The organism is Amycolatopsis sp. (assembly GCF_035546795.1).
Classification (GTDB): domain Bacteria; phylum Actinomycetota; class Actinomycetes; order Mycobacteriales; family Pseudonocardiaceae; genus Amycolatopsis_E.
On record NZ_DASZWC010000016.1, the window covers coordinates 111,534 to 134,125 of the forward strand.

Consider the following 22,592-nt stretch of genomic DNA (forward strand, 5'->3'; position numbering starts at 1 on the left):
GGGCGGGATCAACGCCTGGACCGCTGAGGGAGCGACGATCCGTCCACTGTAGACGGGCGCGGGTCTCCCTTGGCGGTGACGACCCCGTGGCGGATCAGGCTTTCCGCGGCGTCCACAATGGTCTCCCGGACCGGGCGCATCGTCCAGCCAAGCTCGTCCGCGGCCTTGGCGGCGCTCACAGTCTGGTTGTGGCCGTAGAACCCGAGCGCCAGCCGGACGGTCGAGTCGAAGCGGCCGAGGATCCACATCAGCCAGTAGGGCATCGACCGGGTCGCGATCGAGTAACCGCGCGGGGCGTACTCCCCGGCCAGAATCCTTGCCATGTCACGCATCCACAGGTGCGAGCCGGCGCAGATGTAACGGTTTCCCGCCGCCTCGGGCTGCTCCATCGCGAGGCGGTGGGCCGTGGCCAGATCCCGGACGTCGACCGGCGACCAGCCGATGCGCGGGAGTGCGGGCAGCTGGCCGCTCATGATCCGCCGGACCGCCTCCATCGAGGTGGGGCGCTGCGGGCGCAACAGCGGTCCGAAGATCGCCCCCGGGTTGATCGCCACCAACTCCAGCCCGGATTCCCCGGCGTACTCCCAGGCCGCTCGCTCGGCGAGGGTTTTGCTCTTCGGGTAGGCGTCGGCGGCGTCCAGGAGAGTCCAGTCGGCTTCGGTGAGCGTGCGTGAGTCGTCGTGCCCGTAACTGATCGCGGCGACCGACGAGGTCAGCACCACGCGGCGGACCCCGCCGGCGTTCGCGGCGCGCAGCACCCGCAGCGTGCCCTCGACGGCCGGCTTGATCAGCTCGTTCTCGTCCTTGGGGATGCGGTCGGGGAACGGGGAGGCGACGTGCAGCACGTAGGCGCACCCCGCGACGGCCTCCGCCCAGCCCGCGTCGGAGTCCAGCGTCACCTCGACGAACTCGAGCTCACCACCGGCGTGTTCGGCGATCTCGCGCAGGTGTGCGGTCTGCGCGGTCCGCAGATCCCGCACGCTGCCGCGGACCCGGTAGCCGTGGGTCAGCAGTTCCTCGATGCAGTGCGCGGCGAGGAACCCCGTCGCGCCGGTGACCAGCACCCGATCGACAGCCATGGAGTCACCCTCTCGATCTATGCGGTGATTAGATTCTAAACACTGTATAGATCGGTCGGTTCCAGCTGTCAACCCCGGCTACGCTCGGCACCATGTCGCCGAGCGAGACAAGATCCACGTACCACCACGGCGCCCTGCGCGAGGAACTGATCACCGCCTGCCTCACGCTGATCGAGTCGGAAGGCATCGGCGCCGTCAGCCTCCGCCGCGTCGCGCGCGAAGCCGGGGTGAGCCCCGGCGCGCCTTACCACCACTTCGCGGACCGGGCGGCCCTGCTCAACACCATCGCGGCACGCGGTTATGAACAACTCCTCGCGGACCTGCGTGCGGCGCACGGAGCTTCGCGATCTCCGGTCAGGGCACTGGGCGCGATGATCGAGACGTACGTACGGTTCGCCCGGTCGCATCCCGCGTACTCGCAGCTGATGTACCGGCCGGAGCTTTCCCACCCGCGCAAGGACCCGGCGACCGAGACCCTGGTGAACGCCGTGCTGCGACTGGTCACCGACACCGTGACCGACTGCCAGCGAACCGGGCACGCGCCGCCCGGTGACCCGGTGCCACTGGTGACGATGGTGTGGTCGATCGCCGCCGGGCTCGCGATGCTGTCCATCGACGGCCCACTCGACCACATGACCGCCGACCGCGGCTCCGACGTGCCCGAGCTGACCGCTCAGGTTTCGGCACTTCTCCAGGGCTTGCTTTCAGGGGCGACGGGCGTGGATCGCACCTAGAACCGTTACGGTGGAACAACCATCGACTCCCCGGCCACGACTTGTGTCCACAGTGGAGGGACCATGTCCGCAAGCAAAAACGCCCACTCGTCGAGTGGGCGCTGATTGCTGTCTGTACCCCCGATGGGATTCGAACCCACGCTACCGGCGTGAGAGGCCGGCGTCCTAGGCCGCTAGACGACGGGGGCTTAGGAACTTCAGGTGTTGCCGTGTTGCGAGGAGTAACCTACCAGAGCAGATTTTCCACTTCGTAGCTGGGGTACCAGGACTCGAACCTAGACTAACTGAACCAGAATCAGTCGTGCTGCCGATTACACCATACCCCAACGGTTTTGCCGTTCCGCTCGCGAACCGGACCAGCACCGCCGGAAAGAAATATTAGCCCACCGCCGGACGGAGCCGAAACCGGGGCCCGTTCTCACCGCTGCGCGGGCACGCCGATCCGGGCGAACTCACTGACCAGGAGCTGCGGAAGCTCGTCGAGACCGGCGATGACGTGCACCCCGTCCGGCAGATCCTCCCCCGCCACGTCGTGCCGGTCCAGCCAGACGCCCTCGAGCCCGGCGTCGCGTGCGCCGACGGCGTCGGTCTGCAGCTTGTCGCCCACGTGGGCAGCCTCGGACGGGTCACAGCCGAGTGTGGCACAGACTGAGTGGAACATCACTGGATCGGGTTTGGCGACACCGACCTCGCCGGCGATGGCCACGTGATCGAAGAACCGGGCGAGCCCGAGGTCGGCCAGCTTCGTGCGCTGATGGTTGCCCGAGGCGTTGGTCACGGCGGCCAGCAGCACGCCGGCCGCCCGCAGCCAGTCCAGGCAGGGCAGCACATCCTCGAAAAGCCGCCAGGACAACCGCAGTTGCTCCTTGCGCCGGCATTCGAACCCGGCGACGTACTCGGCGTCGGCCGCCACCCCGAGCTCACTGAGAAAACACTGCGTGCGTCTGAGATGCATCGACGCGTAGTCGAGCTCCCCGGCCACCACGAGCGCCACGTGCCGATCGGTCACGTGCTCCCACAGGGGCCACATGTCGGTCCGGCCGATGAGCGCGGCGAGTGCGCGCTGTCCCGCCGCGGAGAAGTCGATGAGCGTGTCGTCGATGTCCAGGCACACCAAGCGCAGGCTCGGTGGAGTCCAGGGATCGGCCGGGGCGCCCAGCGCGGTGTCGGGGGCAGTCGTGCACGTGCGCGCAAAATCCACCCAGCGAGGTTAGGGGACAGAGCGCGCCAGCGATTCGGCCGACAAGGTGATTAGCGTGGTCGATTCGGGATCGTGATCCTCTACCGTCAGTTGCCCGGCAAAGCTCGCTTCAGCCGACCGAGTGAAACGTCGCGGCCCAGGAGTTCCATGGACTCGTACAGCGGCGGCGAAACGGTGCGACCGGTGATCGCCACCCGGATCGGGGCGAAAGCCTTACGGGGCTTGAGACCCAGCCCCTCCACGAGCGCGTCCTTGAGGGCCTGCTCGATCAGCGGCGTCTCCCACTCCGGCAGCTTCTCCAGCGCCTCGACGGCCGACCGCAGCACCGGTTCCGAGTCCGGGCCGAGTGCCTTGGCCGCCGCATCCTCTTCCGGGGCAAAGGTTTGCTCGTCGACGAACAGGAACCGGACGAGCCCGGCGGCGTCGCCGAGCACCGTCACGCGCTCCTGCACCAGCGGAGCGATCGTGCTCAGCTTCGCGAGCTGCTCGTCATCCGGCCGTTCGGGAAGAACACCCGCCGCGGCGAGATAGGGAATCACCCGTCGCACGAAGTCCTCGACGGGCAGCGCACGCAGGTGCGTGCCGTTGATCGCCTCGGCCTTCTTCACGTCGAACCGCGCCGGGTTCGCGCTGACCTTGGTGATCTCGAAGGCATCCACCAGTTCCCGCACGCTGAACACGTCGCGGTCGTCGGCGATGGACCAGCCCAGCAGCGCCAGGTAGTTCAACAATCCTTCGGGGATGAACCCGCGGTCGCGGTAGTTGAACAGGTTCGACGACGGGTCCCGTTTGGACAGTTTCTTGTTGCCCTCCCCCATCACGTACGGCAGGTGGCCGAACTCGGGGGTGAAGTCGGTGACGCCGATCCGCCGCAGCGCCGCGTACAGCGCGAGCTGCCGCGGCGTGGAGGGCAGCAGGTCCTCGCCGCGCAGCACGTGCGTGATCCGCATCAGCGCGTCGTCGACCGGGTTGGTCAGGGTGTAGAGCGGATCTCCGTTGGCACGCACCAGAACCGGGTCCGGAATGGTGCCTGCCGGGAAGCTGATCGGGCCGCGCACGAGGTCGGTCCAGCCGAGGTCCTCGGCGGGCATCCGCAGCCGCAGCACCGGCTTGCGGCCCTCGGCGCGGAACGACTCGCGCTGCTCCTCGGTGAGGTCGCGGTCGAAGTTGTCGTAACCCAGCTTCGGGTCCTGGCCCGCGGCCTTGCGGCGGGCCTCGACCTCTTCGTTGGTGGAGAACGCTTCGTACAGCTCACCCGCTTCGAGCAGGCGCGCGGCGACATCGGCGTAGGTCTCGCGGCGCAGGCTCTGCCGGTACGGGCCGTAGTCGCCCCCGGCGTCCGGGCCCTCGTCCCAGTCGATGCCCAGCCAGCGCAGCGCGTCGAGCAGTTGCTCGTAGGACTCCTCGCTGTCGCGGGCCGCGTCGGTGTCCTCGATGCGGAACACCAGCTTCCCGCCGTGATGCCGGGCGAAGGCCCAGTTGAACAGCGCCGTGCGGATCAACCCGACGTGCGGGGTACCGGTCGGCGAAGGACAGAAGCGGGCGCGCACTGCGTTCTCAGTCATAGCTCGTTCAGCCTATCCCGCTTGACGAACCTGTCCGCGCACGCCATCCTGAGGTTATTCAACAAGCGATGAAAAGAGGTGCGGACGATGAGTGAGCGCACGACCTGCCTCGTGGCCGGGGGCGGTCCCGCCGGAATGGTCCTCGGGCTGCTGCTGGCCAGGGCCGGGGTCGACGTCACGGTGCTGGAGAAGCACGGCGACTTCCTGCGGGACTTCCGCGGCGACACCGTGCACCCTTCGACGATCACGCTGCTCGACGAACTGGGCCTTGGCAAGAAGTTCGCGGCGCTGCGGCAGAGCAGGCTGAGCCAGGTCTCGCTGCCCGTCGACGGGACCCACAACCTCACCATCGCCGACTTCACGCTGCTGAACATCCCGCATCCGTACGTGGCGATGGTGCCGCAGTGGGATCTGCTCGACCTGCTCGCCGACGCCGGCCGCGCCGAACCGAACTTCCACCTGAGGATGAACGCCGAGATCATCGGCCTGCGCCGCGACAAGCGCCGGGTCACCGGGGTCACCTACCAGGGCGCGGACGGCGAGATCGGGGAAATCGAGGCAGAGCTGACCGTCGGCTGCGACGGGCGCTGGTCGGCCGTGCGCACGCTCGCCGGCCTGATGCCGCGCGAGTTCCCGGTGCCGATGGACACCTGGTGGTTCCGCCTGCCCCGCGAGGGCGACGAGCGCGCCACGCTCGTGCCGGGGATGCGCCGGGGGCATTTCGCCATCGTCATCCCGCGCGAGGAGTACTTCCAGATCGCTTACCTGGCAAGGAAAGGCAGCGACCGGCAGCTGCGCGCCGAAGGGCTGGACGCGTTCCGCGCGCGGATCGCCGACGCACTGCCCGAGTTCGCCGGCCGGGTGGGCAAGATCGAGTCGCTCGACGACGTCAAGCACCTCGACGTGCGGCTGAACCTGTTGCGGCGCTGGCATGTCGACGGCGCGCTGTGCATCGGCGACGCCGCGCACGCGATGTCACCGATCGGCGGGGTGGGGATCAACCTCGCGGTGCAGGACGCGGTGGCGACGGCCCGGCTGCTCGCCGAGCCGCTGCGGCGCGGCCGCGTCACCAGCCGGGACCTGGCCCGGGTGCACCGGCGGCGGTGGCTGCCCACCATCCTGGTGCAGGCGATCCAGCGGGCCATGCACCGCGGCATCGTCCGCCCGGCGATCGAAGGCCGCCGCGGCGGGCCGCCCAAGGCGCTCGTCCGGCTGCTCAACCTGGTGCCGGCGTCGCGGCGGATCCCCGCCTACCTGGTCGGCGTCGGCTTCCTGCCCGAGCACGCGCCGGAGTTCGCTAGGCGTTCTGAGCGGGGTTAGTCAGCGTGCCGATGCCCTCGATGGTGACCGAGACCTGCTGGCCGTCGACGATCGGACCGACGCCGGCCGGGGTGCCGGTGAGGATCACGTCGCCGGGCAGCAGGGTCATCACCCCGGAGATGAACTCGACCAGCTCCGGGATCTTGTGGATCAGCAGCGAGGTGCGCGAGTCCTGCTTGACCTCGCCGTTGAGCTCGGTGCGCAGCGCCAGATCGGACGCGTCGATGGAGGTCTCGATCCACGGGCCGAGCGGGCAGAACGTGTCGAAGCCCTTCGCCCGGCCCCACTGGCCGTCGGCGCGCTGCAGGTCGCGCGCGCTGACGTCGTTGGCCACCGTGTAGCCGAGGATGACGCTCGCCGCCCGGGAGGCCGGCACGTTCCGGATCGGCTGGCCGATCACCACCGCCAGCTCGCCCTCGTAGTCCACCTGCTGGGACTCGGCGGGCAGCTTGATGGCCGCGTTCGGGCCGATCACGCTGGTGGAGGGCTTCAGGAAGATCATCGGCGAGGTGGGCACCTCGTTGCCGAACTCGGCCGCATGCGCGGCGTAGTTGCGGCCGACGGCGATCACCTTGCTCGGCAGGATCGGCGCCAGCAGCCGGACGTCGGCCAGCGGCCAGCGTTTACCGGTGAAATTGGGGTTGCCGAACGGATGTTCGGCGATCTCCAGCACTTGCGCCGAATCGCCCTCCCCCTCGATCGAAGCGAACGCGACCCCACCTGCATGAGCAATCCGAGCTAACCGCACGGTGCGTCAGTCTACGACCTCGCCGTGAACACAGGCCGGGCACGGGCAATGTGCGCAGCCGAGATCGTGCGGGCGCTGCGGGGCCACGGTTTTCCGGTCGCAGATCAGACAGTGCAGCTCGCCGTCGAGCGAGATGACCTCCTCATACGGCACCGGGGCCATCCGGTCCTCGGCGTCGACGGCCTGGTGCGGCGCGCCGACGGCCAGGATCACGTGGTCGGTGATCGCCCCGACGGCGTGCGCCACCGCACCCTCCACGAGGTACACCTGACCGGCGCGGGTCTCGTGGATCCGGCCGTCGTAGGTGATCGTGCCCACCCCGGCGACGACGAGGACGTGGTGGCCGGGATGGGTGTGCGGCACGAAACCCGAACCGGCGGGCACCCGCAGCAGGTCCGCGCCGACCAGCCCGTTGCTCACCAGCGCGCGCCCGCTCGCCTCCGGCGCACCGTGCACGGACGTCGGGCGGGCGCTGTGGTGCACGTTCAGTTCGGTGTGCCCGTCGGCCACCCTGCTTTCCGCCCAGGCGACGATGTCCAGCATCGGCGAAACCTCCGTCCCTACCGAGACTCACGATGCCGGGCCCGTCCTTGCCGCCGAACGGGGGCGAATCCACCCTCAGCCGCGAAGGTCCTTGTGCACCAGCGCATCGCACAGGGCCAGCCAGCTGGCCTCGACGATGTTCGGGTGCACGCCGACGGTGGTCCATTCGCGCTCGCCGTCACTGGAATCCAGCAGCACCCGGGTGGTCGCGTCCGTGCCGGGGTGCCCGGGCAGGATGCGCACCTTGTAGTCGGCGAGCTCCACACTGTCCAACCAGGACAGGAACGGCCGCAAAGCCTTGCGCAGCGCGGCATCCAGCGCGTGCACCGGGCCGTTGCCCTCCGCCGTCTCGATCACCCGCTCGCCCTTGACGTGCACCTTGACCGTGGCCTCGGAGATGGTCTCGCCGTCACCACGGTGATCGAGCACCACGCGGTAGGACTCCAGTGTGAACGGCGGCTCGCCCAGGTCCTCGCCGACTTCCTTGCGCAGCAACAACTCCAGCGAAGCGTCGGCGGCCTCGAAGGACCAGCCACCGGCCTCCAGCCGCTTCACTTTCTCCACCACCCTGGTGACGACTTCAGGCCGGCCGGCAAGGTCGACCCCGAGCTCACGTCCCTTGAGCTCCAGGCTGGCCCTGCCGGCCATCTCGGTGACCAGGACCCGCATGTCGTTGCCGACGGAAGAAGGATCGATGTGGTTGTACAACAACGGATCCACCTTGATCGCGCTCGCGTGCAACCCCGCCTTGTGAGCGAAGGCCGACGCCCCGACGTAAGCCTGGTGGGTGTCGGGGGCGATGTTCGCGATTTCGGCAAGAGCATGGGAGACGCGGGTCAGCTCGGCGGCCGCTCCGTTCGGGAGGACCTCCTTGCCGAGCTTGGCCACCAGGTTTCCCGTCACGGCGAACAGATCGGCGTTGCCGGCCCGTTCCCCGTAACCGTTCGCGGTGCACTGCACATGGCTGGCCCCGGCCTGCACGGCGGCGATGCTGTTCGCCACCGCGCAGGAGGTGTCGTCCTGGCAGTGGATGCCGAGCCGGTAACCGGTGCGCGCCTTGACCTCGCGCACGGTTTCGGCCAGGCCGAGCGGCAACTGGCCGCCGTTGGTGTCACACAGCACGATCACGTCCGCGCCCGCCTCGGCCGCGGCTTCCAGCACCCGCAGCGAAGTTTCGGGATCGTAGGCGTAACCGTCGAAGAAGTGTTCGGCGTCAAGGAAAACACGCCGCCCCTCGCGAACGAGGAACGAGACCGTGTCGGAAACCATCGCGCACGCCTCCGCCACGTCCACCCGCAGCGCGCGCTCGATGTGGCGGCGATCGGACTTCGCGACCAGCGTGACCACCGGGGCCTGCGCGTCGAGCAACGCACGAACCTGTGCGTCTTTTTCCGCTGTATTGCCCGCTTTCCGGGTGGAACCGAACGCGACCAGCGCCGCGTGCCGCAGCTGGAGCTCCCCCTTCGCGGCGCGGGCGAAGAACTCGGTGTCCTTCGGCAGCGCGCCCGGCCAGCCGCCTTCGATGAAGCCGACACCCAGCTCGTCGAGCAGCCTTGCCACCGCGAGCTTGTCGGCGACGGAGTACGAAATCCCCTCGCGCTGGGCTCCGTCGCGCAGCGTGGTGTCGTAGAGGTGGAACTCGTCACCGAGCGGTGTGCCGGCGGGCTCCGTGCGGGTCACGGTGTGCTCCTCGTGGTGAGAAAAAGGTGGTCAGGCAACAAAAAAACCTCCCGCATGGGTGCGAGAGGTCTGCGCGCCGGGTGTCCGATGAGGACGTTATCCGGCGCGCTTGCCGATAATGATGGCGCAGAAAGTCACATCGCCACTATGCCACAAACCCCGCCCGGCACCAAATGTGCTGGACGGGGTTCGCGGAAACCGGTCAGGAAACGGTGCGGGTGTTGGACGAGACCAGCGCCGCGAGCCGGTCGCCGATCGCGGTGGTGGAGCCCGGGTTCGCCTGGTCGCGGGTGGCCAGATCGAAGGCCACCGAGGCCTCGATACGGCGAGCCGCTTCGCGCTGGCCGAGGTGATCCAGCAGGAGCGAAACCGACAGCACGGCGGCGGTCGGGTCGGCCAGACCCTGCCCGGCGATGTCCGGGGCGCTGCCGTGCACCGGCTCGAACATGCTCGGGTTGCGGCGGGTGATGTCCAGGTTGCCGCTGGCCGCGAGGCCGATGCCACCGGTGACGGCCGCGGCGAGGTCGGTGAGGATGTCGCCGAACAGGTTGTCGGTGACGATCACGTCGAACCGGGCCGGATCGGTCACCATGTGGATCGTCGCGGAGTCCACGTGGGAGTAGTTGACCGTCACGTCGGGGTGCTCCAGCGAGACCTCCTCGACGATCCGCGACCACAGCGAACCGGCGTGCAGCAGCACGTTCGTCTTGTGCACCAGGGTGAGGTGTTTGCGGGGCCGGTCCTCCGCGCGGTTGAAGGCGTCCGACACGACGCGGCGGATGCCGAACGCGGTGTTGACGCTGACCTCGGTCGCGATCTCGTGCTCGGTGTCCTTGCGCAGGAGACCACCGTTGCCCGCGTACGGGCCTTCGGTGCCTTCGCGCACGACGACCATGTCGATCTCGGCGTTGGTGTCGGCCAGCGGACCGCGCACGCCCGGGTACAGCCGCGCGGGCCGCAGGTTCACGTGGTGGTCCAGCTCGAACCGCAGGCGCAGCAGCAGGCCGCGCTCCAGGATGCCGCTGGGCACACTCGGGTCGCCGACCGCGCCGAGCAGGATCGCGTCGTGCTGGCGCAGCTCACCCAGCACGGATTCCGGCAGCAGCTCACCGGTGGCGTGCCACCGGGACGCGCCCAGGTCGTAAGTGGTGCTCTCCACCGACGGGGCGACTTCGCCGAGAACCTTGAGCGCCTCGGTGATCACTTCAGGTCCAATCCCATCTCCTGGGATCACCGCGAGCCGCATCCAGACACCTCCGTCAACCAGTGCTCAAGGGCGCCCTCGGCCCCGTTCGCACGAAAACTCCAGCGACGGCAGGTTACCGGCCGTCGCCAATCCCCCAAACCGGCACCACCCTTATGACTGAATTTCCCACGCCCCGAGACACCCGTTCAGGCCAACCTCCCCTTCCCGGGGGAGCCCGATGGGTCGGCCGGACCAGCACCGTGCCCGCCGGCCGCGGGCACGGTGGCCGTGTCTCAGCTCGCGGGACGGCCCGCACCCCGCACTCCGATCACCTCCGCACGGGAACCCGAGCCGTTGTGGTGGAACAGCGCGAGCAAGCCCTGCACCGTGTCGGTGGCCGCCGTGTTCCTGGTGACCTGCAGGCGCGTGCCCGGTTCGGCGGTGTAGACCAGAGCCGGATCACCGCCGCCCGACACCGTGTACGCCGGGGCGAGCGGGTCGAACGACAGCGGGGTGCTGACGCTGTCGACCAGGCCGTCCGCACTGCTCGGCGCGACGTAGTAACCGGCCACCCCGACCGTGTAACTGATCCGGTGGCCGGCGGCGGCCGGATCGATGCCCAGCGCGGCGAGGCTCACCGGCAGCACGACCACGTTGGTGTCGAACACGTTCGTGTCCACGTCGCCGAGCTGCCCGTTCACCGCCTGCACGTCCACTGTCGGGAAGCCCGCGGCGTTCAGGTCCACCGTGTTCACCAGCAGCACGTCGGTCCCGGTCGCCTTGGTCACGTAGGACTCGAAGTCCGGGTGCCCGTCGCCGGTGGTGTCGATGTCCACGAACGGGATCGTGTTGCTGCCGAGGTTCGCCCAGTCGCCCCACGTCGACAGCCCGAAGGCGAGCAGCGCGCCGGACGGGTCGCCCGCCGCCTTCGCCTGCGGCGCGGTGGAAGCCGCGCCGACGAACTGCAGATCGCCGCCCTTCGCGGTGTCGTTGACCGTGCATCCGTCCGTCAGTCTGCCCCGGCAGTTCGGCAGCCGCGGCGACGAAGCCTGCAGTTCCAGCACGCTCAACAGCGACTCGTACCGCTGGCTCCCACTGCCCTGGTCCAGCCCGCGGCCGGTGAGGTTCAGCACCGCCTGGTCCCCGCGGAACGTCACCGAGTTCGGCGTGCTGATGGACGAAACCGGCTTCGGGGCCGAGTACACCGGCACCCGCAACGCAGTCCCGCCCGACGACGGCGTCAGCACCACGCGGCCGGACGCGTCGGCGACGAACTGCCTCGCCAGGCCCGCCTGCTCGGCCTCCACCGTCGGATCGGCGATCTTGCGCAGTGCCGCCGGGTCGGTGATCCGCAGCGTCACCCGGATCTGCGCGATCCCCCGCGGCGCGAGCCGGACGGAGTTCGTGGACAGCTGGTACTGCACGCCGGGGAGCTGCGTGCTGCTCTGATAACCGACCCGGTACGTGACCGGGCTGCTGCCCTTGTTGACCACCTTGATCGTCTTCGTGAGCGACATCGGGTGGCTCGCCTCGACGGTGCCGAAGCCGACGCTGACCACGCCGGGATCGTCCTGCACGTAGGCCAGCACCGAGGTGTCCACGGCGGCCTTCGCGTCGATCCGGCCGGCGCCGACCCGTTGCGGCGCATACGTTTTCCCGTCGCCGGTGAGGTCGTGGCCCGCGGTGGTGACGACGGCGGCCTTGACCTCCTCCACCGACCAGTCCGGATGCGCTTGCCGCACGAGCGCGCTGATGCCCGCCGTATGCGGCGCCGCCATCGACGTGCCCGAAAGCACCGTGCGGTCGTTGCCGCTGCCGCGGAACGCCGACAAGATCGTGTCACCGGGCGCCGACACGTCCGGCTTCACCGCTGGTCCCCGCACCCCACGCGAGGTGAACGTGCTCGGCGTGTCCACAATGGACTGGTCGTAGGTCTGCAGGCTGGTGCGCCCGGCGCCATAGAGCCGGACCGACAGGGTTCCCGCGTCCAGCGCCGGCCGCAGCCGCGCGGTCGCCGAGGCGGTGAACTGGAACATCGGCACCGCCGCGTTGCCCGCGATCCCCGCGCCGAAATGCTCGACGCCGGACGACAGCAGCACCCCGGTCGCGCCCGCTGCCTGCGCGTTGTTCGCCCGCACGGCCGAACCGCAGGCACGGGTGGCGTCGTTGTCGTCCCATTCGAGCCAGACGAACCTGCCCGCTATGGCCGCCTTGTCCGCCGCGCCGAACGCGGCACAGCCATCGGCGTCCGAAGGCTTCACGACACTGTTCGTCGCGTCGAGGCTGTCGTAGCCGACGTAGTTCTGGCTGTACTGCCCGCCCTTCGGGCCCGCGATGTCCGAGGGCGTCACGGCATCCGCCGCGTCCCGCAGCACCGACGCGTCCCGGCTGCTGGCGACTGTAAGCGCTTCCGGGGTGTTGCCCGGCGACCCCCCGACGTCGTACAGGTCGCCGCCGTTGCCCGCGGAGATCACCGACAGCACATCGTTCTGGGCGAGCTTGCGCACGAACAGCGAATCCGGGTCGTCCGGTGCGCCGAAGTCGCTGCCCAGCGAGAGGTTGACGATGTCGAGGTGGTCGGAGAAATCGCCGTCCCCGTTGGGATCCAGCGCCCAGTCCAGCGCCTGCGACGTGACGGTGGTGGACCCGGTGCAGCCGAACACCTTGATCGCGTACAGCAGGGATTTCGGCGCAGTGCCCGGGCCGATCTTCATCGCGTTGAGCGACTCCGCGGTCAGTTTCGAGTAATCGCCGGTGAAGGTGCTGCCGTCGGCGTTGACCCCGAAGCCGCCGACGGTGCCGGAGACATGCGTGCCGTGCTCACCGCAGGCGAGCGGGTTGGGGTCCGGCGCCGGATCGGGCGAGCCGGTGGTGCCCGCCGAGTCGTAATCGTCGCCCACCAGGTCCGTGCCGCCGACGACCTTCGCCGTGGGGAACGCCGGGGTGGCCTTCGAGCGGTCGATCACCTGGTACGCGTTTTTCGTGCCGGGGCCGCCGAAATCGGCGTGCGTGTAGTCGATGCCGTCGTCGATCACGCCGACCCGGACGCCGTCGCCGTAGTGGCCGGTCTGCTGCCAGGTCGCGAGCACGTTGGTCAGCTGTTCGGCGCTGTTGTTGCCACGCGTTTTCGGGACGACCGTGCGGATCGACACCACGTCGTCGCGCGCGGCCAGTTGGCGGATCTTCGCCGCGTCCGCGGTGACGACCACTCCGGACACCGCGTTTTCCGTCTGGAACAGCACCTTGGTCGCGGCGTCGGCCGAGCGGAGCTGGCCCAGCACGGCGTCGACGGCGCCGGTGACGCCAGCCTTGGCCGCGTTCGCCGCCTGTTTCGCCTGCTGGAGCCCGGTTCCCTTGGCCTGCTCGGCGTTGAACGCGTCGACGGCGGGCTGACGGGCGAGTTCGATGAACGCCGTGGCCTTCCCGCTCGCGGCGCCAAGCCGCGGGGAAAGCTTGCCCTGCAAGGCAGAAGCGTTGATCTTCGCGGCGGGTACCCCGGCGGCCGGCGCGTCTTCGGCGGCCGCGATCGCGGGAAAAGTCGTGGTCAGAACCAACGCGAAAACGGCCGCGGTCGAGCGCCGGGTCCAAGGTCTCATGAACCCCTCCTGATCGGGATGAGGTTCGAGAACTTAGCCGAGAACCCGGCGATCGACTAGGGCGTCGAGGCAGAAACCCGACTTTCGTCAGGAAAAGGTAACGGCGCGAATCGTGCGCGCGCCCACCGTCGCCCCGATCGGCTCCAGCAGGTGCGAGTCGACCTCGCGGTCCACGCGCAGCAGCATGACCGCGTCGGTGCCGTCGGTGGTCTGGCTGATCTGCGCGGCCTCGATGTTCACCGAGGCCTCGCCGAGCAGGGTGCCGACGCGGCCCATGATGCCCGGCCGGTCCGGGTACTCCAGCAGCAGCATGTTGCCCTCGGCGCGGATGTCGAAGTTGCGGCCGTTGACCGACACCAGCTTCTGCACCTCACCCTTGCCCGTGACCGAACCCGAGACCGTGATCGTGGAGCCGTCCTCGTGCACCGCGCGCACGGTGACCAGGCTGCGCCAGTTCGGGCTCTCCGACTCGGTGACCAGCTCGACGGCGACACCCAGGTCCTCGGCCAGCTGCGGCGCGTTGACGAACGTGACCTGGTCCTCGACCACGCCGGAGAAGACCCCGCGCAGGGCGGCCAGCTGCAGGACGCCGACCTCCTCGGTGGAGAGCTCACCGCTGACGGTGACAGTGACCGACGACGGCGCCTTCGCGCTCAGCGCGGACACCACGGTGCCGAGCTTCTGGGTCAGCGGCAGGTACGGGCGCAGCTCCTCGCCGACCCGGCCGCCGCCGGCGACGTTCACCGCGTCCGGCACGAAATCCCCGCGCAGCGCGGCCAGCGTCGAGTGCGCGACGTCGGTACCCGCCCTGTCCTGCGCCTCGGCGGTGGAAGCGCCCAGGTGCGGGGTGACGACGACGTTCGGCAGCTCGAACAGCGGGCTGGCGGTGGTGGGCTCACTGACGAACACGTCGATGCCCGCGCCGCCGACGTGGCCGCTGCGGATGGCGTCGGCGAGCGCTTCCTCGTCGATCAGGCCACCGCGGGCGGCGTTGACGATGATCACGCCCTGCTTGGTCTTCTTCAGCGCCTCGGCGTCGATCAGGCCGACCGTCTCCGGCGTCTTGGGCAGGTGGATCGAGATCGCGTCGGCGCGGGCGAGCAGCTCGTCCAGGCTGACCAGCTCGGCGCCCAGCTGCGCGGCGCGCGCGGCCGAAACGTACGGGTCGTACGCGATGATCGTGGTGTCGAAGGCGGCGAGCCGCTGGGCGAACAGCTGGCCGATCTTGCCGAAACCGACGACGCCGATGGTCTTGCCGTTCAGCTCGATGCCGGTGTACGCGCTGCGCTTCCACTCGCCCCCGCGCAGGCTCTCGTTCGCGGCCGGCACACGGCGGGCGACGGCGAGCAGCAGCGCGATGGCGTGCTCGCAGGCCGAAACGATGTTCGACGTCGGCGCGTTGACCACCAGCACGCCCTTGGCGGTGGCGGCCGGTACTTCGACATTGTCCAGCCCGACGCCGGCGCGGGCGACGACCTTCAGCCTGCTGGTGGCGGCGAAGACCTCCGCGTCGACCTTCGTGGCAGATCGGACCAGCAGCGCGTCAGCGCCCTTCACCGCTTCGAGGAGCGCGGGACGGTCAGTACCGTCCACATGCTGGACCTCAACCTCGTCACCGAAGACGCTCAGCACGGAGGGTGCGAGCTTTTCGGCGATGAGGACGACGGGCTTGCTGGGGCTGGTCACGATGGGACTCCCAAAGAAGGCGCGGCCGTGGATGCGTGCGAGTCTAGTCGCGCTGTTCAGGCGGGCTGTTAACGGGCGCGCAACCCGAGGAAAACAAGATCGACAACTCGCTCCAGCGAGGGCTCGCCACCAGGCGCGCGCTCGCTCGACCAGGCCGCGGCGTTGACCAGCAGCAGCACTTCCAGCACCGTCACGTCCTCGGGCAGCTCCCCCGCCCGGTGCGCGCGCTCGACCAGCCGGCCCGCGCTCTCCCGCATTCCGTGGCAGGACTGGTAGAGCTGCGAGCTCTCGTCCGCGAGCGCGTCGGCGAGCGCTTCCACGAGACCGCGGTAGACGGTGGACGCTTCGGCCATCCGCACGGCCCACGCCTTGAGCGCCTCGATCGGTGAGGCGTGTTCGAGCAGCCGCTCGGCCGCCCGCGCCTGCGCGTCGAAACGCTCACGGAGCAGGGCTTCGAGCAGGGCTTCGCGGGTGGGGAAATGCCGGTAGAGCGTGCCGATGCCGACCTCCGCGCGGCGCGCGATCTCCTCCAGCGAGGCGTCGATCCCGGACTGGCCGAAGGCGCGCCGGGCCTCCGCCAGCAGCCGCTCGTAGTTGCGGCGGGCGTCGGCTCGCATGGCTCTCGGGTTCGCGCTGGTCATCGCGTTCAACCATAGCTTCGACAAATCGGAGGCTACCTCCGCTACACTCAAGCGGAGGTAGCCTCACCTTAGGAGCGAGATCATGCGCGGTACGGTCGGAGTCTGGTTACAGGGCCCACATCTGGGCAGCGTCGAGACGCAACGGAAACACCTGCCGAGACTGGAACGGCTCGGCTACGGCTCGCTGTGGTTCGGCGAAACGGTCGGCGGCCACGACGTGTTCGCCCGCTCGGGCATCGCACTGGCCGCCACCGAACAGCTGGCGATCGGCACCGGGATCGCGAACGTCTGGTCGCGCCCGGCGCAGACCATGCAGGCGGGCGGACTCGCTTTGGCCGAGGCTTACCCGGACCGGTTCGTGCTCGGCATCGGGGCCGGGCACCCCTTCCAGGCGCAGAGCGTGGGCAGCGACTACCGGAAACCGTTGTCCCGCATGCGGGACTATCTGTCCCAAATGGACGAAGAAGCCGCCGTCAACCCGCCGCCGGTGCCGTTCCGGCGGGTACTCGCGGCGATCGGGCCGAAGATGCTGGAGCTGTCGCGCGAGGCCGCGGACGGCGCGCACCCGTTCTTCATGCCGTTGGCGCACACCGCTTTCGCGCGGGAAATCCTCGGCAAGGGCAAACTGCTCGTGCCGCAGCAGCCGGTGCTGCTGGAGCCCGATCCCGGCCGCGCGCGGGACATCGCCCGCGACATCGTGCGGCTGGTCCTCACCGAGGGCGCGAGCGCCTACCCGAAGGCATGGCGCGATTTCGGCTACGAACTCGACGGCACCCCGGACCGGCTGATCGACGCCGCCGTGGCCTGGGGCGACGAGGAGGCGATCGCGAAACGAGTGCGCGAACAGCTGGACGCGGGTGCCGACCACGTGCTGGTGACCCCGGTCAGCTTCAGCCTTCCCGAGGCCGTCGACCAGTTGGAACGGCTGGCTCCCGCGCTGCTCGGGTAGACAAACGGAGTCATCAGTCCGTATTTTGGCGGATATGAGCGACTCCCCCGCCGACGTCTTCCGCCGGCTCAGCACGGGTATCTCGGACGGGCGCTGGAGCGAACTGGGCGACCTCTACGCCGAGGATGTGGTGGTCGAACATCCCCAGCGCCCGCCGGCGGGCTCCCGCATGACGGGCCGCGCGACCGTGGCGCAGCGGTTCATCGCGATGGGCTCGTCGATCGAACTGCGGGCGCGCGACGTCGTGGTGCACGAAACCACCGACCCGGAGGTGATCGTCGCCGAGTACACCTACGACGGGAACGGCTTCTCCAGCGCCAACATCCAGCTGGTGCGGGTGCGGGACGGGCTGATCACACATTCGCGGGACTACCACGACTATTTCCGGATGGCCGCGGCCCGCGACGGGCTCGGCGAACTGGCGAAGCTCTACGAGAACATCCCGATGGCTGAGCTGGCCCCGAACTTCACACCGTCGGCGCGGGATGTGCGCGGCAAGGTGGTGGAGGAACTTCTGCTCGGCGTCACGCTGGGAAAGGGCGAAGCGACCGCGGAACTGTATGCGGAGAACGCCTACGTGACGCATCCGTTCGGGATCGACACACCGCCATTGAACGGCCGCGAGGATCTGCGACGGCATTTCGCGCCGGCTCGCGGAGCGGGGATGGGCGTGCGTGACCTGGTGTGCCACCTGGGGCAGGACCCGGAGATCGTGATCGCCGAATTCGCCTATGTCGGCCGCCGGGCGCGGCCGTTCGTGGCATCGAACATCTTCGTGCTGCGGACCAGGGACGGGCTCATTGCGGAATCACACGATTACGGAGACCATCTCGCCTTCTCCGCGGCGGGCGAGGGCATCGCGGCGCGCTAATTCGTCGCGGGCGGATCGAATTCGCCGTCGCGGACGCCGGCCACGAAGGCGTCCCATTCGGACGGAGTGAAGATCAGCACCGTGCCTTCGGGCTCGGAGGACTTCCGCAGCGCGGTGTAAGTCAGCCCGTCACTGTGCGGCACGAAGGCGAATTCGAGCGCGTCGGCAATGGCCTCGCCGTCCGGCTCGGCGCGTTGCCAGCGCGCGGATTCCAGATCGAGTATGTCGCGGACGCCGGATTTGTCGTCGACCGCACCCTGGGGTTCAGACATGGCGACAGACTAACCACTGTCCACAAGCCACCTCCGGTGCACCGGAGCAACACCGGAGGTGGCCAGGACAACCGTTACGCTCAGGCGGTTTCGGTGATGGGACGGTCCACCCAGGACATCAGGCCGCGAAGCTTGGCGCCGACCTCCTCGATCGGGTGCTCCTTGCCCTGCTGGCGCAGCTTGAGGAAGTTCGGACGGCCGTTGTCGTCCTCGGCGACCCATTCCTTCGCGAAGCTGCCGTCCTGGATCTCGCCCAGGATCTTCTTCATCTCCGCCTTGGTCTCGGCGTTGACCACGCGCGGGCCGCGGGTCAGGTCGCCGTACTCGGCGGTGTCACTGCAGGAGTAACGCTGGCGGGCGATGCCGCCTTCGTAGATCAGGTCCACGATCAGCTTCAGCTCGTGCAGCACCTCGAAGTAGGCGATCTCGGGCTGGTAGCCCGCCTCGACGAGGGTCTCGAACCCGGCCTGGATCAGGTGCGAGGTGCCACCGCACAGCACCGCCTGCTCGCCGAAGAGGTCGGTCTCGGTCTCCTCGGTGAAGGTGGTCTTGATGGTGCCGGCGCGGGTGCCGCCGATGCCCTTGGAGTAGGACAGGCCCAGCGCGAGCGCGTTGCCTGAAGCGTCCTTCTCGACCGCGACCAGGTTCGGCACGCCCTTGCCGTCCACGAACTGGCGGCGGACCAGGTGGCCAGGGCCCTTCGGGGCGACCAGCACCACGTCCACGCCCTCGGGCGGGGTGATGTAGCCGAAGCGCACGTTGAAGCCGTGGCTGAAGAACAGCGCGTCACCCGGCTTGAGGTTCGGCGCGATGTCGTTGGCGTAGACGGTGCGCTGCACGGTGTCGGGCGCCTGGATGGAGATCAGGTCGGCCTCCGCGGCCGCCTCGGCCGGGGTGAGCACCCGCAGGCCCTCCTCCTCGGCCTTGGGCCGGGACTTCGACCCCTCCGGCAGGCCGATGCGCACATCCACCCCGGAGTCACGCAGGCTCAGCGCGTGCGCGTGACCCTGGCTGCCGTAACCGATGACCGCGACCTTCCGGCCCTGGATCAGGGTGAGGTCGGCGTCGTCGTCGTAGAAGATTTCGGCTGGCATGAGGGGTAAAACTTCCTTTCGGGTTTTTTCTTCGGGCCTAGCGGGCTTAGCGGGGGGACGTGGCGGTGATCGAGCGCGCTCCGCGCCCGACCGCGACCATGCCGGACTGCACGATCTCACGGACACCGTACGGTTCCAGCATCCTGAGCAGCGCGGACAGTTTGTCATCGGTGCCGGTGGCCTCGATCGTCAGTGCCTCCGGCGAGACATCGACCACCTTGGCACGGAAGAGCTGCACGGTCTCGAGCACCTGGCTGCGCACGGTGGCGTCGGCCCGGACCTTGACCAGCAGTAGTTCGCGCTGCACGGACGTGGACTCTTCGAGTTCCACGATCTTGATGACGTTGACCAGCTTGTTGAGCTGTTTGGTCACCTGTTCGAGCGGTAGCTCCTCAACGGCGACCACGATCGTCATCCGGGACACCTCGGGATTTTCCGTGGGCCCGACGGCGAGGGACTCGATGTTGAATCCGCGGCGGGAGAACAACCCGGCGACCCTGGCGAGCACCCCGGGGACATTCTCCACCAACACGCTCAGCGTATGCCTGGTCACTCGGTCACCTCGTCGTCGTCGAACAGCGGGCGGATGCCGCGCGCGGCCATCACCTCGTCGTTGCCGGCACCCGGCCCGACCATCGGCCACACCTGGGCATCCTTGCCGACCACGAAGTCGATCACGACGGGGCGGTCGTTGATTTCCATCGCGCGCCGGATGACCTCGTCGACCTCTTCCTTGGTCTCGCAGCGCAGCCCGGCGCAGCCCAGCGCCTCGGCCAGCAGCGTGAAGTCGGGGATCCGGTGCTTGTGCGTGCCGAGATCGGTGTTGGAGTAACGCTCGGCGTAGAAGAGGTTCTGCCACTGGCGGACCATGCCGAGGTTGCCGTTGTTGATCACCGCGACCTTGATCGGCGCGCCCTCAATGGCGCAGGTGGCCAGCTCCTGGTTGGTCATCTGGAAACAGCCGTCCCCGTCGATAGCCCAGACCTGCTTGTCCGGCATACCGAACTTGGCGCCCATCGCGGCCGGCACGGCGTAGCCCATGGTGCCGAGCCCGCCGGAGTTGATCCAGGTGCGCGGGTTCTCGTACTTGACGAACTGCGCGGCCCACATCTGGTGCTGGCCGACGCCCGCGGCGTACACCGCGTCCGGCCCGACGAGCTGGCCGATCCGCTCGATCACGTACTGCGGGGACAGCGTGCCGTCGGACGGCCACTCGTAGCCGGCCGGGAACGTCTCGCGCCACGCGTCGATCTGCGTCCACCACGGGTCCAGATCGGGCTTGCCGAGCCGCTCGGTCTCGGCCTGCACGGCCTCGATCAGCTCGCCGATGATCTCCTTGCAGTCCCCGACGATCGGCACGTCCGCCTTGCGGTTCTTGGAGATCTCGGCCGGGTCGATGTCGGCGTGCACGATCGTGGCGTCCGGGGCGAACGAGTCGAGCCTGCCGGTGACCCTGTCGTCGAAGCGCGCGCCGAGCGCCACCAGCAGGTCGGCCCGCTGCATCGCCGCGACCGCCTGCACCGAACCGTGCATACCAGGCATGCCGAGGTGCTGCGGGTGCGAGTCGGGGAAGGCGCCGCGCGCCATCAGCGTGGTGGCCACCGGGATCCCGGTCAGCTCGGCCAGCCTTTTGAGCTGCTCCGAGGCCTCGGCCTTGATCACGCCACCACCGACGTAGAGCACCGGACGGCGGGCCTCGGCGATCAGCCGTGCCGCCTCCCGCACCTGCTTGCCGTGTGGGCGCAGGGTGGGCCGGTATCCGGGCAGCCGCATCTCCGGCGGCCACGAGAAGGAGGTCTGTTCCTGGAGCACGTCCTTCGGGATGTCGACCAGGACCGGCCCCGGCCGCCCGGTGGAGGCGAGGTGGAACGCCTCGGCGATCACCCTCGGGATGTCGATCGGGTCCTTGACGAGGAAGTTGTGCTTGGTGATCGGCATCGTGATGCCGCAGATGTCGGCTTCCTGGAAGGCGTCCGTGCCGATCAGCGGGCGGGTCTGCTGGCCGGTGATGGCGACGACCGGCACCGAGTCCATGTTCGCGTCGGCCAGCGGGGTGACCAGGTTCGTCGCGCCGGGACCGGAGGTGGCCATGCACACCCCGACCTTGCCGGTGGCCTGCGCGTACCCCGTCGCCGCGTGGCCCGCGCCCTGCTCGTGCCGGACCAGCACGTGCCGCACCTTCGTGGAGTCCAGGAGCGGGTCGTAGGCGGGCAGGATGGTGCCCCCGGGAATACCGAACACGACCTCCGCGCCGACCGCTTCGAGCGCGCGGACGAGCGACTGCGCACCCGTGACCCGTACCGGCGTGCCGGCGGGCGGGGTGGGCTTGGGCCGGGTTCCGAGCTGGGCCGGCGACGCGGTGGCCGGGTTCGGGCCTGCCTTAGGTTCCGAACGCGAGGTGGCGCTTGTCATCAGTTCTGCCTCGTGGGTCTCGTCTTCAGCTGTCACTCGTTCGTGGTTCTGTCAGTCAGGGCAACAAAAAACCCCCGCCGACCAAGAGGTCGCACGAGGGTCGCGCGTCGATGCAGGGGCTGGCTTCCCTACGCGTCGACGCGCGGGGAAAGTACAAGACCGATCTGCGGTATCACGGGCACGACGTTAACGAATGGTTGCGAACGGTGTCAACTCACTGGGATCGTGATCCCGGATACTGAGCAGCCCGACTGTCGGACGCCCCGCCTTTCCCCACCTCACGCGCGCGGTGCACCATCGTGGCATGGCCGAGACAGCCGAGACCCAACCGGTGAAGCGCAGGAAAGCGGTCTTCCGCATTCCCCTGATCGCCCTGATCGCGATCTTCGGGGCGATGGTCTGCATGGCCCCCGCCGCGTTCGCCGACGTGCCCGGCCTGTGGGCGATGTACGTGATCCCGCTGGGGCTGATCGTCTTCGTCATCCGCACCCGCACCGTCGCCACTCCGGAAGGGCTGGCGATCCGCACCATGTTCGGGCACCGGGAACTGCCGTGGGAGGCGCTCAAGGGGTTCTCGATCAGCAAGCGCGCCAAGGTGCAGGCGGTGCTCGCCGACGAAAGCCGCGTCCCGCTGCCCACCGTGCGCGCCCGGCACCTGCCAGTGCTGTCGCTGGTTTCCAACGGTCGCGTGCCGGACCCGACCGGACTGGTCGAAGATCTCAACGAGCAGCAGGCAAAGCCCGCCGCCGAGCCGGAGAACGCGGAACAGCAGTGAGGGCCGTCACCACAAGATGGTGACGGCCCCCGGTCGCTGCTCAGGCCCAGTCCTCGATCCTGGCCGCCGCGCGGAAGCGCAGCGCCGGGTCCACGTAACGGGCCGCGGGCACGTCGTACAACGCGTCGACCGCGGCACGCTGGGCTTCGTAGCCGGCGGCGAGCGCGGCCACCTCGGCTTCGGACGCGGGCAGTTTCGCCGCGGCCAGCAGGGTTTTCATCACTTCGATCAAGACAGTCC

At 69.0% G+C, this 22,592-nt stretch carries 20 protein-coding genes and 2 tRNA genes; 5 read left to right on the forward strand and 17 right to left on the reverse strand.

The window, feature by feature from the left end:
- Positions 1-8: 8 nt before the first annotated feature.
- Complete coding sequence (locus tag VHD82_RS11380) at positions 9-1,079, reverse strand: aldehyde reductase (protein ID WP_325700842.1); 1,071 nt, start codon at positions 1,077-1,079, stop codon at positions 9-11.
- Positions 1,080-1,171: 92 nt separating this feature from the next.
- Between VHD82_RS11380 and VHD82_RS11385 the strand changes: the two genes are divergently transcribed.
- Entirely contained in the window at positions 1,172-1,813 is a 642-nt protein-coding gene (locus VHD82_RS11385) for a TetR/AcrR family transcriptional regulator (RefSeq protein WP_325700845.1), read from the forward strand.
- Between the two features lie 115 nt (positions 1,814-1,928).
- Here VHD82_RS11385 and VHD82_RS11390 read toward each other — a convergent pair.
- The 4 genes from VHD82_RS11390 to gltX all read right to left on the reverse strand — a co-directional run bounded on the left by VHD82_RS11390 (position 1,929) and on the right by gltX (position 4,579).
- A tRNA-Glu gene (locus tag VHD82_RS11390) sits at positions 1,929-2,001 on the reverse strand.
- 66 nt (positions 2,002-2,067) lie between these two features.
- Positions 2,068-2,139: transfer RNA gene (locus VHD82_RS11395), tRNA-Gln, on the reverse strand.
- Between the two features lie 92 nt (positions 2,140-2,231).
- Positions 2,232-2,927: an HAD family hydrolase gene (locus VHD82_RS11400; protein ID WP_325701257.1), complete on the reverse strand. Its 696-nt coding sequence runs from the start codon at positions 2,925-2,927 to the stop codon at positions 2,232-2,234.
- A 173-nt stretch (positions 2,928-3,100) separates the two neighbouring features.
- Complete coding sequence (gltX, locus tag VHD82_RS11405; RefSeq protein WP_325700848.1) at positions 3,101-4,579, reverse strand: glutamate--tRNA ligase; 1,479 nt, start codon at positions 4,577-4,579, stop codon at positions 3,101-3,103.
- An 87-nt stretch (positions 4,580-4,666) separates the two neighbouring features.
- Here gltX and VHD82_RS11410 point away from each other — a divergent pair, with 87 nt between their 5' ends.
- Positions 4,667-5,899, forward strand: a complete 1,233-nt coding sequence (locus VHD82_RS11410) for an FAD-dependent oxidoreductase (protein WP_325700851.1) — start codon at positions 4,667-4,669, stop codon at positions 5,897-5,899.
- Here VHD82_RS11410 and VHD82_RS11415 read toward each other — a convergent pair.
- The 7 genes from VHD82_RS11415 to VHD82_RS11445 all read right to left on the reverse strand — a co-directional run bounded on the left by VHD82_RS11415 (position 5,877) and on the right by VHD82_RS11445 (position 15,979).
- A complete protein-coding gene (locus VHD82_RS11415; RefSeq protein WP_325700854.1) occupies positions 5,877-6,647 on the reverse strand; it encodes a fumarylacetoacetate hydrolase family protein in 771 nt (256 codons plus the stop codon). The two genes, VHD82_RS11410 and VHD82_RS11415, sit on opposite strands and share 23 nt — an antisense overlap.
- A gap of 6 nt (positions 6,648-6,653) precedes the next feature.
- Positions 6,654-7,190, reverse strand: a complete 537-nt coding sequence (locus VHD82_RS11420; RefSeq protein WP_325700857.1) for a cupin domain-containing protein — start codon at positions 7,188-7,190, stop codon at positions 6,654-6,656.
- Positions 7,191-7,265: 75 nt separating this feature from the next.
- On the reverse strand, positions 7,266-8,870 hold the full coding sequence (gene cimA / locus VHD82_RS11425; RefSeq protein WP_325700860.1) for a citramalate synthase: 1,605 nt from the start codon (positions 8,868-8,870) through the stop codon (positions 7,266-7,268).
- Positions 8,871-9,072: 202 nt separating this feature from the next.
- Positions 9,073-10,116, reverse strand: coding sequence for a 3-isopropylmalate dehydrogenase (locus VHD82_RS11430; protein WP_325700863.1), 1,044 nt, complete (start codon positions 10,114-10,116; stop codon positions 9,073-9,075).
- A 233-nt stretch (positions 10,117-10,349) separates the two neighbouring features.
- Positions 10,350-13,652, reverse strand: a complete 3,303-nt coding sequence (locus VHD82_RS11435) for a S8 family serine peptidase (protein WP_325700866.1) — start codon at positions 13,650-13,652, stop codon at positions 10,350-10,352.
- An 87-nt stretch (positions 13,653-13,739) separates the two neighbouring features.
- Positions 13,740-15,338, reverse strand: a complete 1,599-nt coding sequence (gene serA / locus VHD82_RS11440) for a phosphoglycerate dehydrogenase (protein ID WP_325700869.1) — start codon at positions 15,336-15,338, stop codon at positions 13,740-13,742.
- 68 nt (positions 15,339-15,406) lie between these two features.
- On the reverse strand, positions 15,407-15,979 hold the full coding sequence (locus VHD82_RS11445; protein ID WP_325700872.1) for a helix-turn-helix domain-containing protein: 573 nt from the start codon (positions 15,977-15,979) through the stop codon (positions 15,407-15,409).
- 82 nt (positions 15,980-16,061) lie between these two features.
- Between VHD82_RS11445 and VHD82_RS11450 the strand changes: the two genes are divergently transcribed.
- Together VHD82_RS11450 and VHD82_RS11455 are read left to right on the forward strand one after the other, a co-directional pair.
- Positions 16,062-16,928 carry a TIGR03620 family F420-dependent LLM class oxidoreductase gene (locus tag VHD82_RS11450; protein ID WP_325700875.1) on the forward strand — a complete coding sequence of 289 codons (867 nt, stop codon included), beginning with the start codon at positions 16,062-16,064 and terminating at the stop codon, positions 16,926-16,928.
- A 34-nt stretch (positions 16,929-16,962) separates the two neighbouring features.
- Positions 16,963-17,799 (forward strand): nuclear transport factor 2 family protein, encoded by an 837-nt coding sequence (locus VHD82_RS11455; protein WP_325700878.1) that lies wholly within the window; start codon positions 16,963-16,965, stop codon positions 17,797-17,799.
- On the opposite strand, the gene VHD82_RS11460 is transcribed toward VHD82_RS11455, so the two are convergent.
- From VHD82_RS11460 to VHD82_RS11475, 4 genes are all read right to left on the reverse strand, one after another.
- On the reverse strand, positions 17,796-18,071 hold the full coding sequence (locus tag VHD82_RS11460; protein ID WP_325700881.1) for a DUF397 domain-containing protein: 276 nt from the start codon (positions 18,069-18,071) through the stop codon (positions 17,796-17,798). The genes VHD82_RS11455 and VHD82_RS11460 overlap by 4 nt on opposite strands.
- Positions 18,072-18,151: 80 nt before the next feature.
- Positions 18,152-19,165 (reverse strand): ketol-acid reductoisomerase, encoded by a 1,014-nt coding sequence (ilvC, locus tag VHD82_RS11465; protein ID WP_325700884.1) that lies wholly within the window; start codon positions 19,163-19,165, stop codon positions 18,152-18,154.
- Positions 19,166-19,211: 46 nt separating this feature from the next.
- Positions 19,212-19,718 (reverse strand): acetolactate synthase small subunit, encoded by a 507-nt coding sequence (gene ilvN, locus VHD82_RS11470; protein ID WP_325700887.1) that lies wholly within the window; start codon positions 19,716-19,718, stop codon positions 19,212-19,214.
- Positions 19,715-21,577, reverse strand: a complete 1,863-nt coding sequence (locus VHD82_RS11475; RefSeq protein WP_325700890.1) for an acetolactate synthase large subunit — start codon at positions 21,575-21,577, stop codon at positions 19,715-19,717. The genes ilvN and VHD82_RS11475 overlap by 4 nt, the downstream gene beginning before the upstream one ends.
- A gap of 304 nt (positions 21,578-21,881) precedes the next feature.
- On the opposite strand from VHD82_RS11475, the gene VHD82_RS11480 reads away from it, so the two are divergent.
- Positions 21,882-22,352, forward strand: a complete 471-nt coding sequence (locus tag VHD82_RS11480) for a PH domain-containing protein (RefSeq protein ID WP_325700893.1) — start codon at positions 21,882-21,884, stop codon at positions 22,350-22,352.
- Positions 22,353-22,392: 40 nt separating this feature from the next.
- Here VHD82_RS11480 and VHD82_RS11485 read toward each other — a convergent pair whose 3' ends face one another.
- Positions 22,393-22,575: a hypothetical protein gene (locus VHD82_RS11485; RefSeq protein WP_325701259.1), complete on the reverse strand. Its 183-nt coding sequence runs from the start codon at positions 22,573-22,575 to the stop codon at positions 22,393-22,395.
- Positions 22,576-22,592 lie beyond the last annotated feature (17 nt).

What these genes read in the sequence shown, in the direction of transcription:
- VHD82_RS11380 (WP_325700842.1), bottom strand. Translation starts at nt 1,079, where the DNA reads ATGGCTGTCGATCGGGTGCTGGTCACCGGCGCGACGGGGTTCCTCGCC.
- VHD82_RS11385 (WP_325700845.1), top strand. Translation starts at nt 1,172, where the DNA reads ATGTCGCCGAGCGAGACAAGATCCACGTACCACCACGGCGCCCTGCGC.
- gltX (WP_325700848.1), bottom strand. Translation starts at nt 4,579, where the DNA reads ATGACTGAGAACGCAGTGCGCGCCCGCTTCTGTCCTTCGCCGACCGGT.
- VHD82_RS11410 (WP_325700851.1), top strand. Translation starts at nt 4,667, where the DNA reads ATGAGTGAGCGCACGACCTGCCTCGTGGCCGGGGGCGGTCCCGCCGGA.
- VHD82_RS11420 (WP_325700857.1), bottom strand. Translation starts at nt 7,190, where the DNA reads ATGCTGGACATCGTCGCCTGGGCGGAAAGCAGGGTGGCCGACGGGCAC.
- VHD82_RS11430 (WP_325700863.1), bottom strand. Translation starts at nt 10,116, where the DNA reads ATGCGGCTCGCGGTGATCCCAGGAGATGGGATTGGACCTGAAGTGATC.
- VHD82_RS11435 (WP_325700866.1), bottom strand. Translation starts at nt 13,652, where the DNA reads ATGAGACCTTGGACCCGGCGCTCGACCGCGGCCGTTTTCGCGTTGGTT.
- VHD82_RS11445 (WP_325700872.1), bottom strand. Translation starts at nt 15,979, where the DNA reads ATGACCAGCGCGAACCCGAGAGCCATGCGAGCCGACGCCCGCCGCAAC.
- VHD82_RS11450 (WP_325700875.1), top strand. Translation starts at nt 16,062, where the DNA reads ATGCGCGGTACGGTCGGAGTCTGGTTACAGGGCCCACATCTGGGCAGC.
- VHD82_RS11455 (WP_325700878.1), top strand. Translation starts at nt 16,963, where the DNA reads ATGAGCGACTCCCCCGCCGACGTCTTCCGCCGGCTCAGCACGGGTATC.
- VHD82_RS11460 (WP_325700881.1), bottom strand. Translation starts at nt 18,071, where the DNA reads ATGTCTGAACCCCAGGGTGCGGTCGACGACAAATCCGGCGTCCGCGAC.
- ilvC (WP_325700884.1), bottom strand. Translation starts at nt 19,165, where the DNA reads ATGCCAGCCGAAATCTTCTACGACGACGACGCCGACCTCACCCTGATC.
- VHD82_RS11475 (WP_325700890.1), bottom strand. Translation starts at nt 21,577, where the DNA reads ATGACAAGCGCCACCTCGCGTTCGGAACCTAAGGCAGGCCCGAACCCG.
- VHD82_RS11480 (WP_325700893.1), top strand. Translation starts at nt 21,882, where the DNA reads ATGGCCGAGACAGCCGAGACCCAACCGGTGAAGCGCAGGAAAGCGGTC.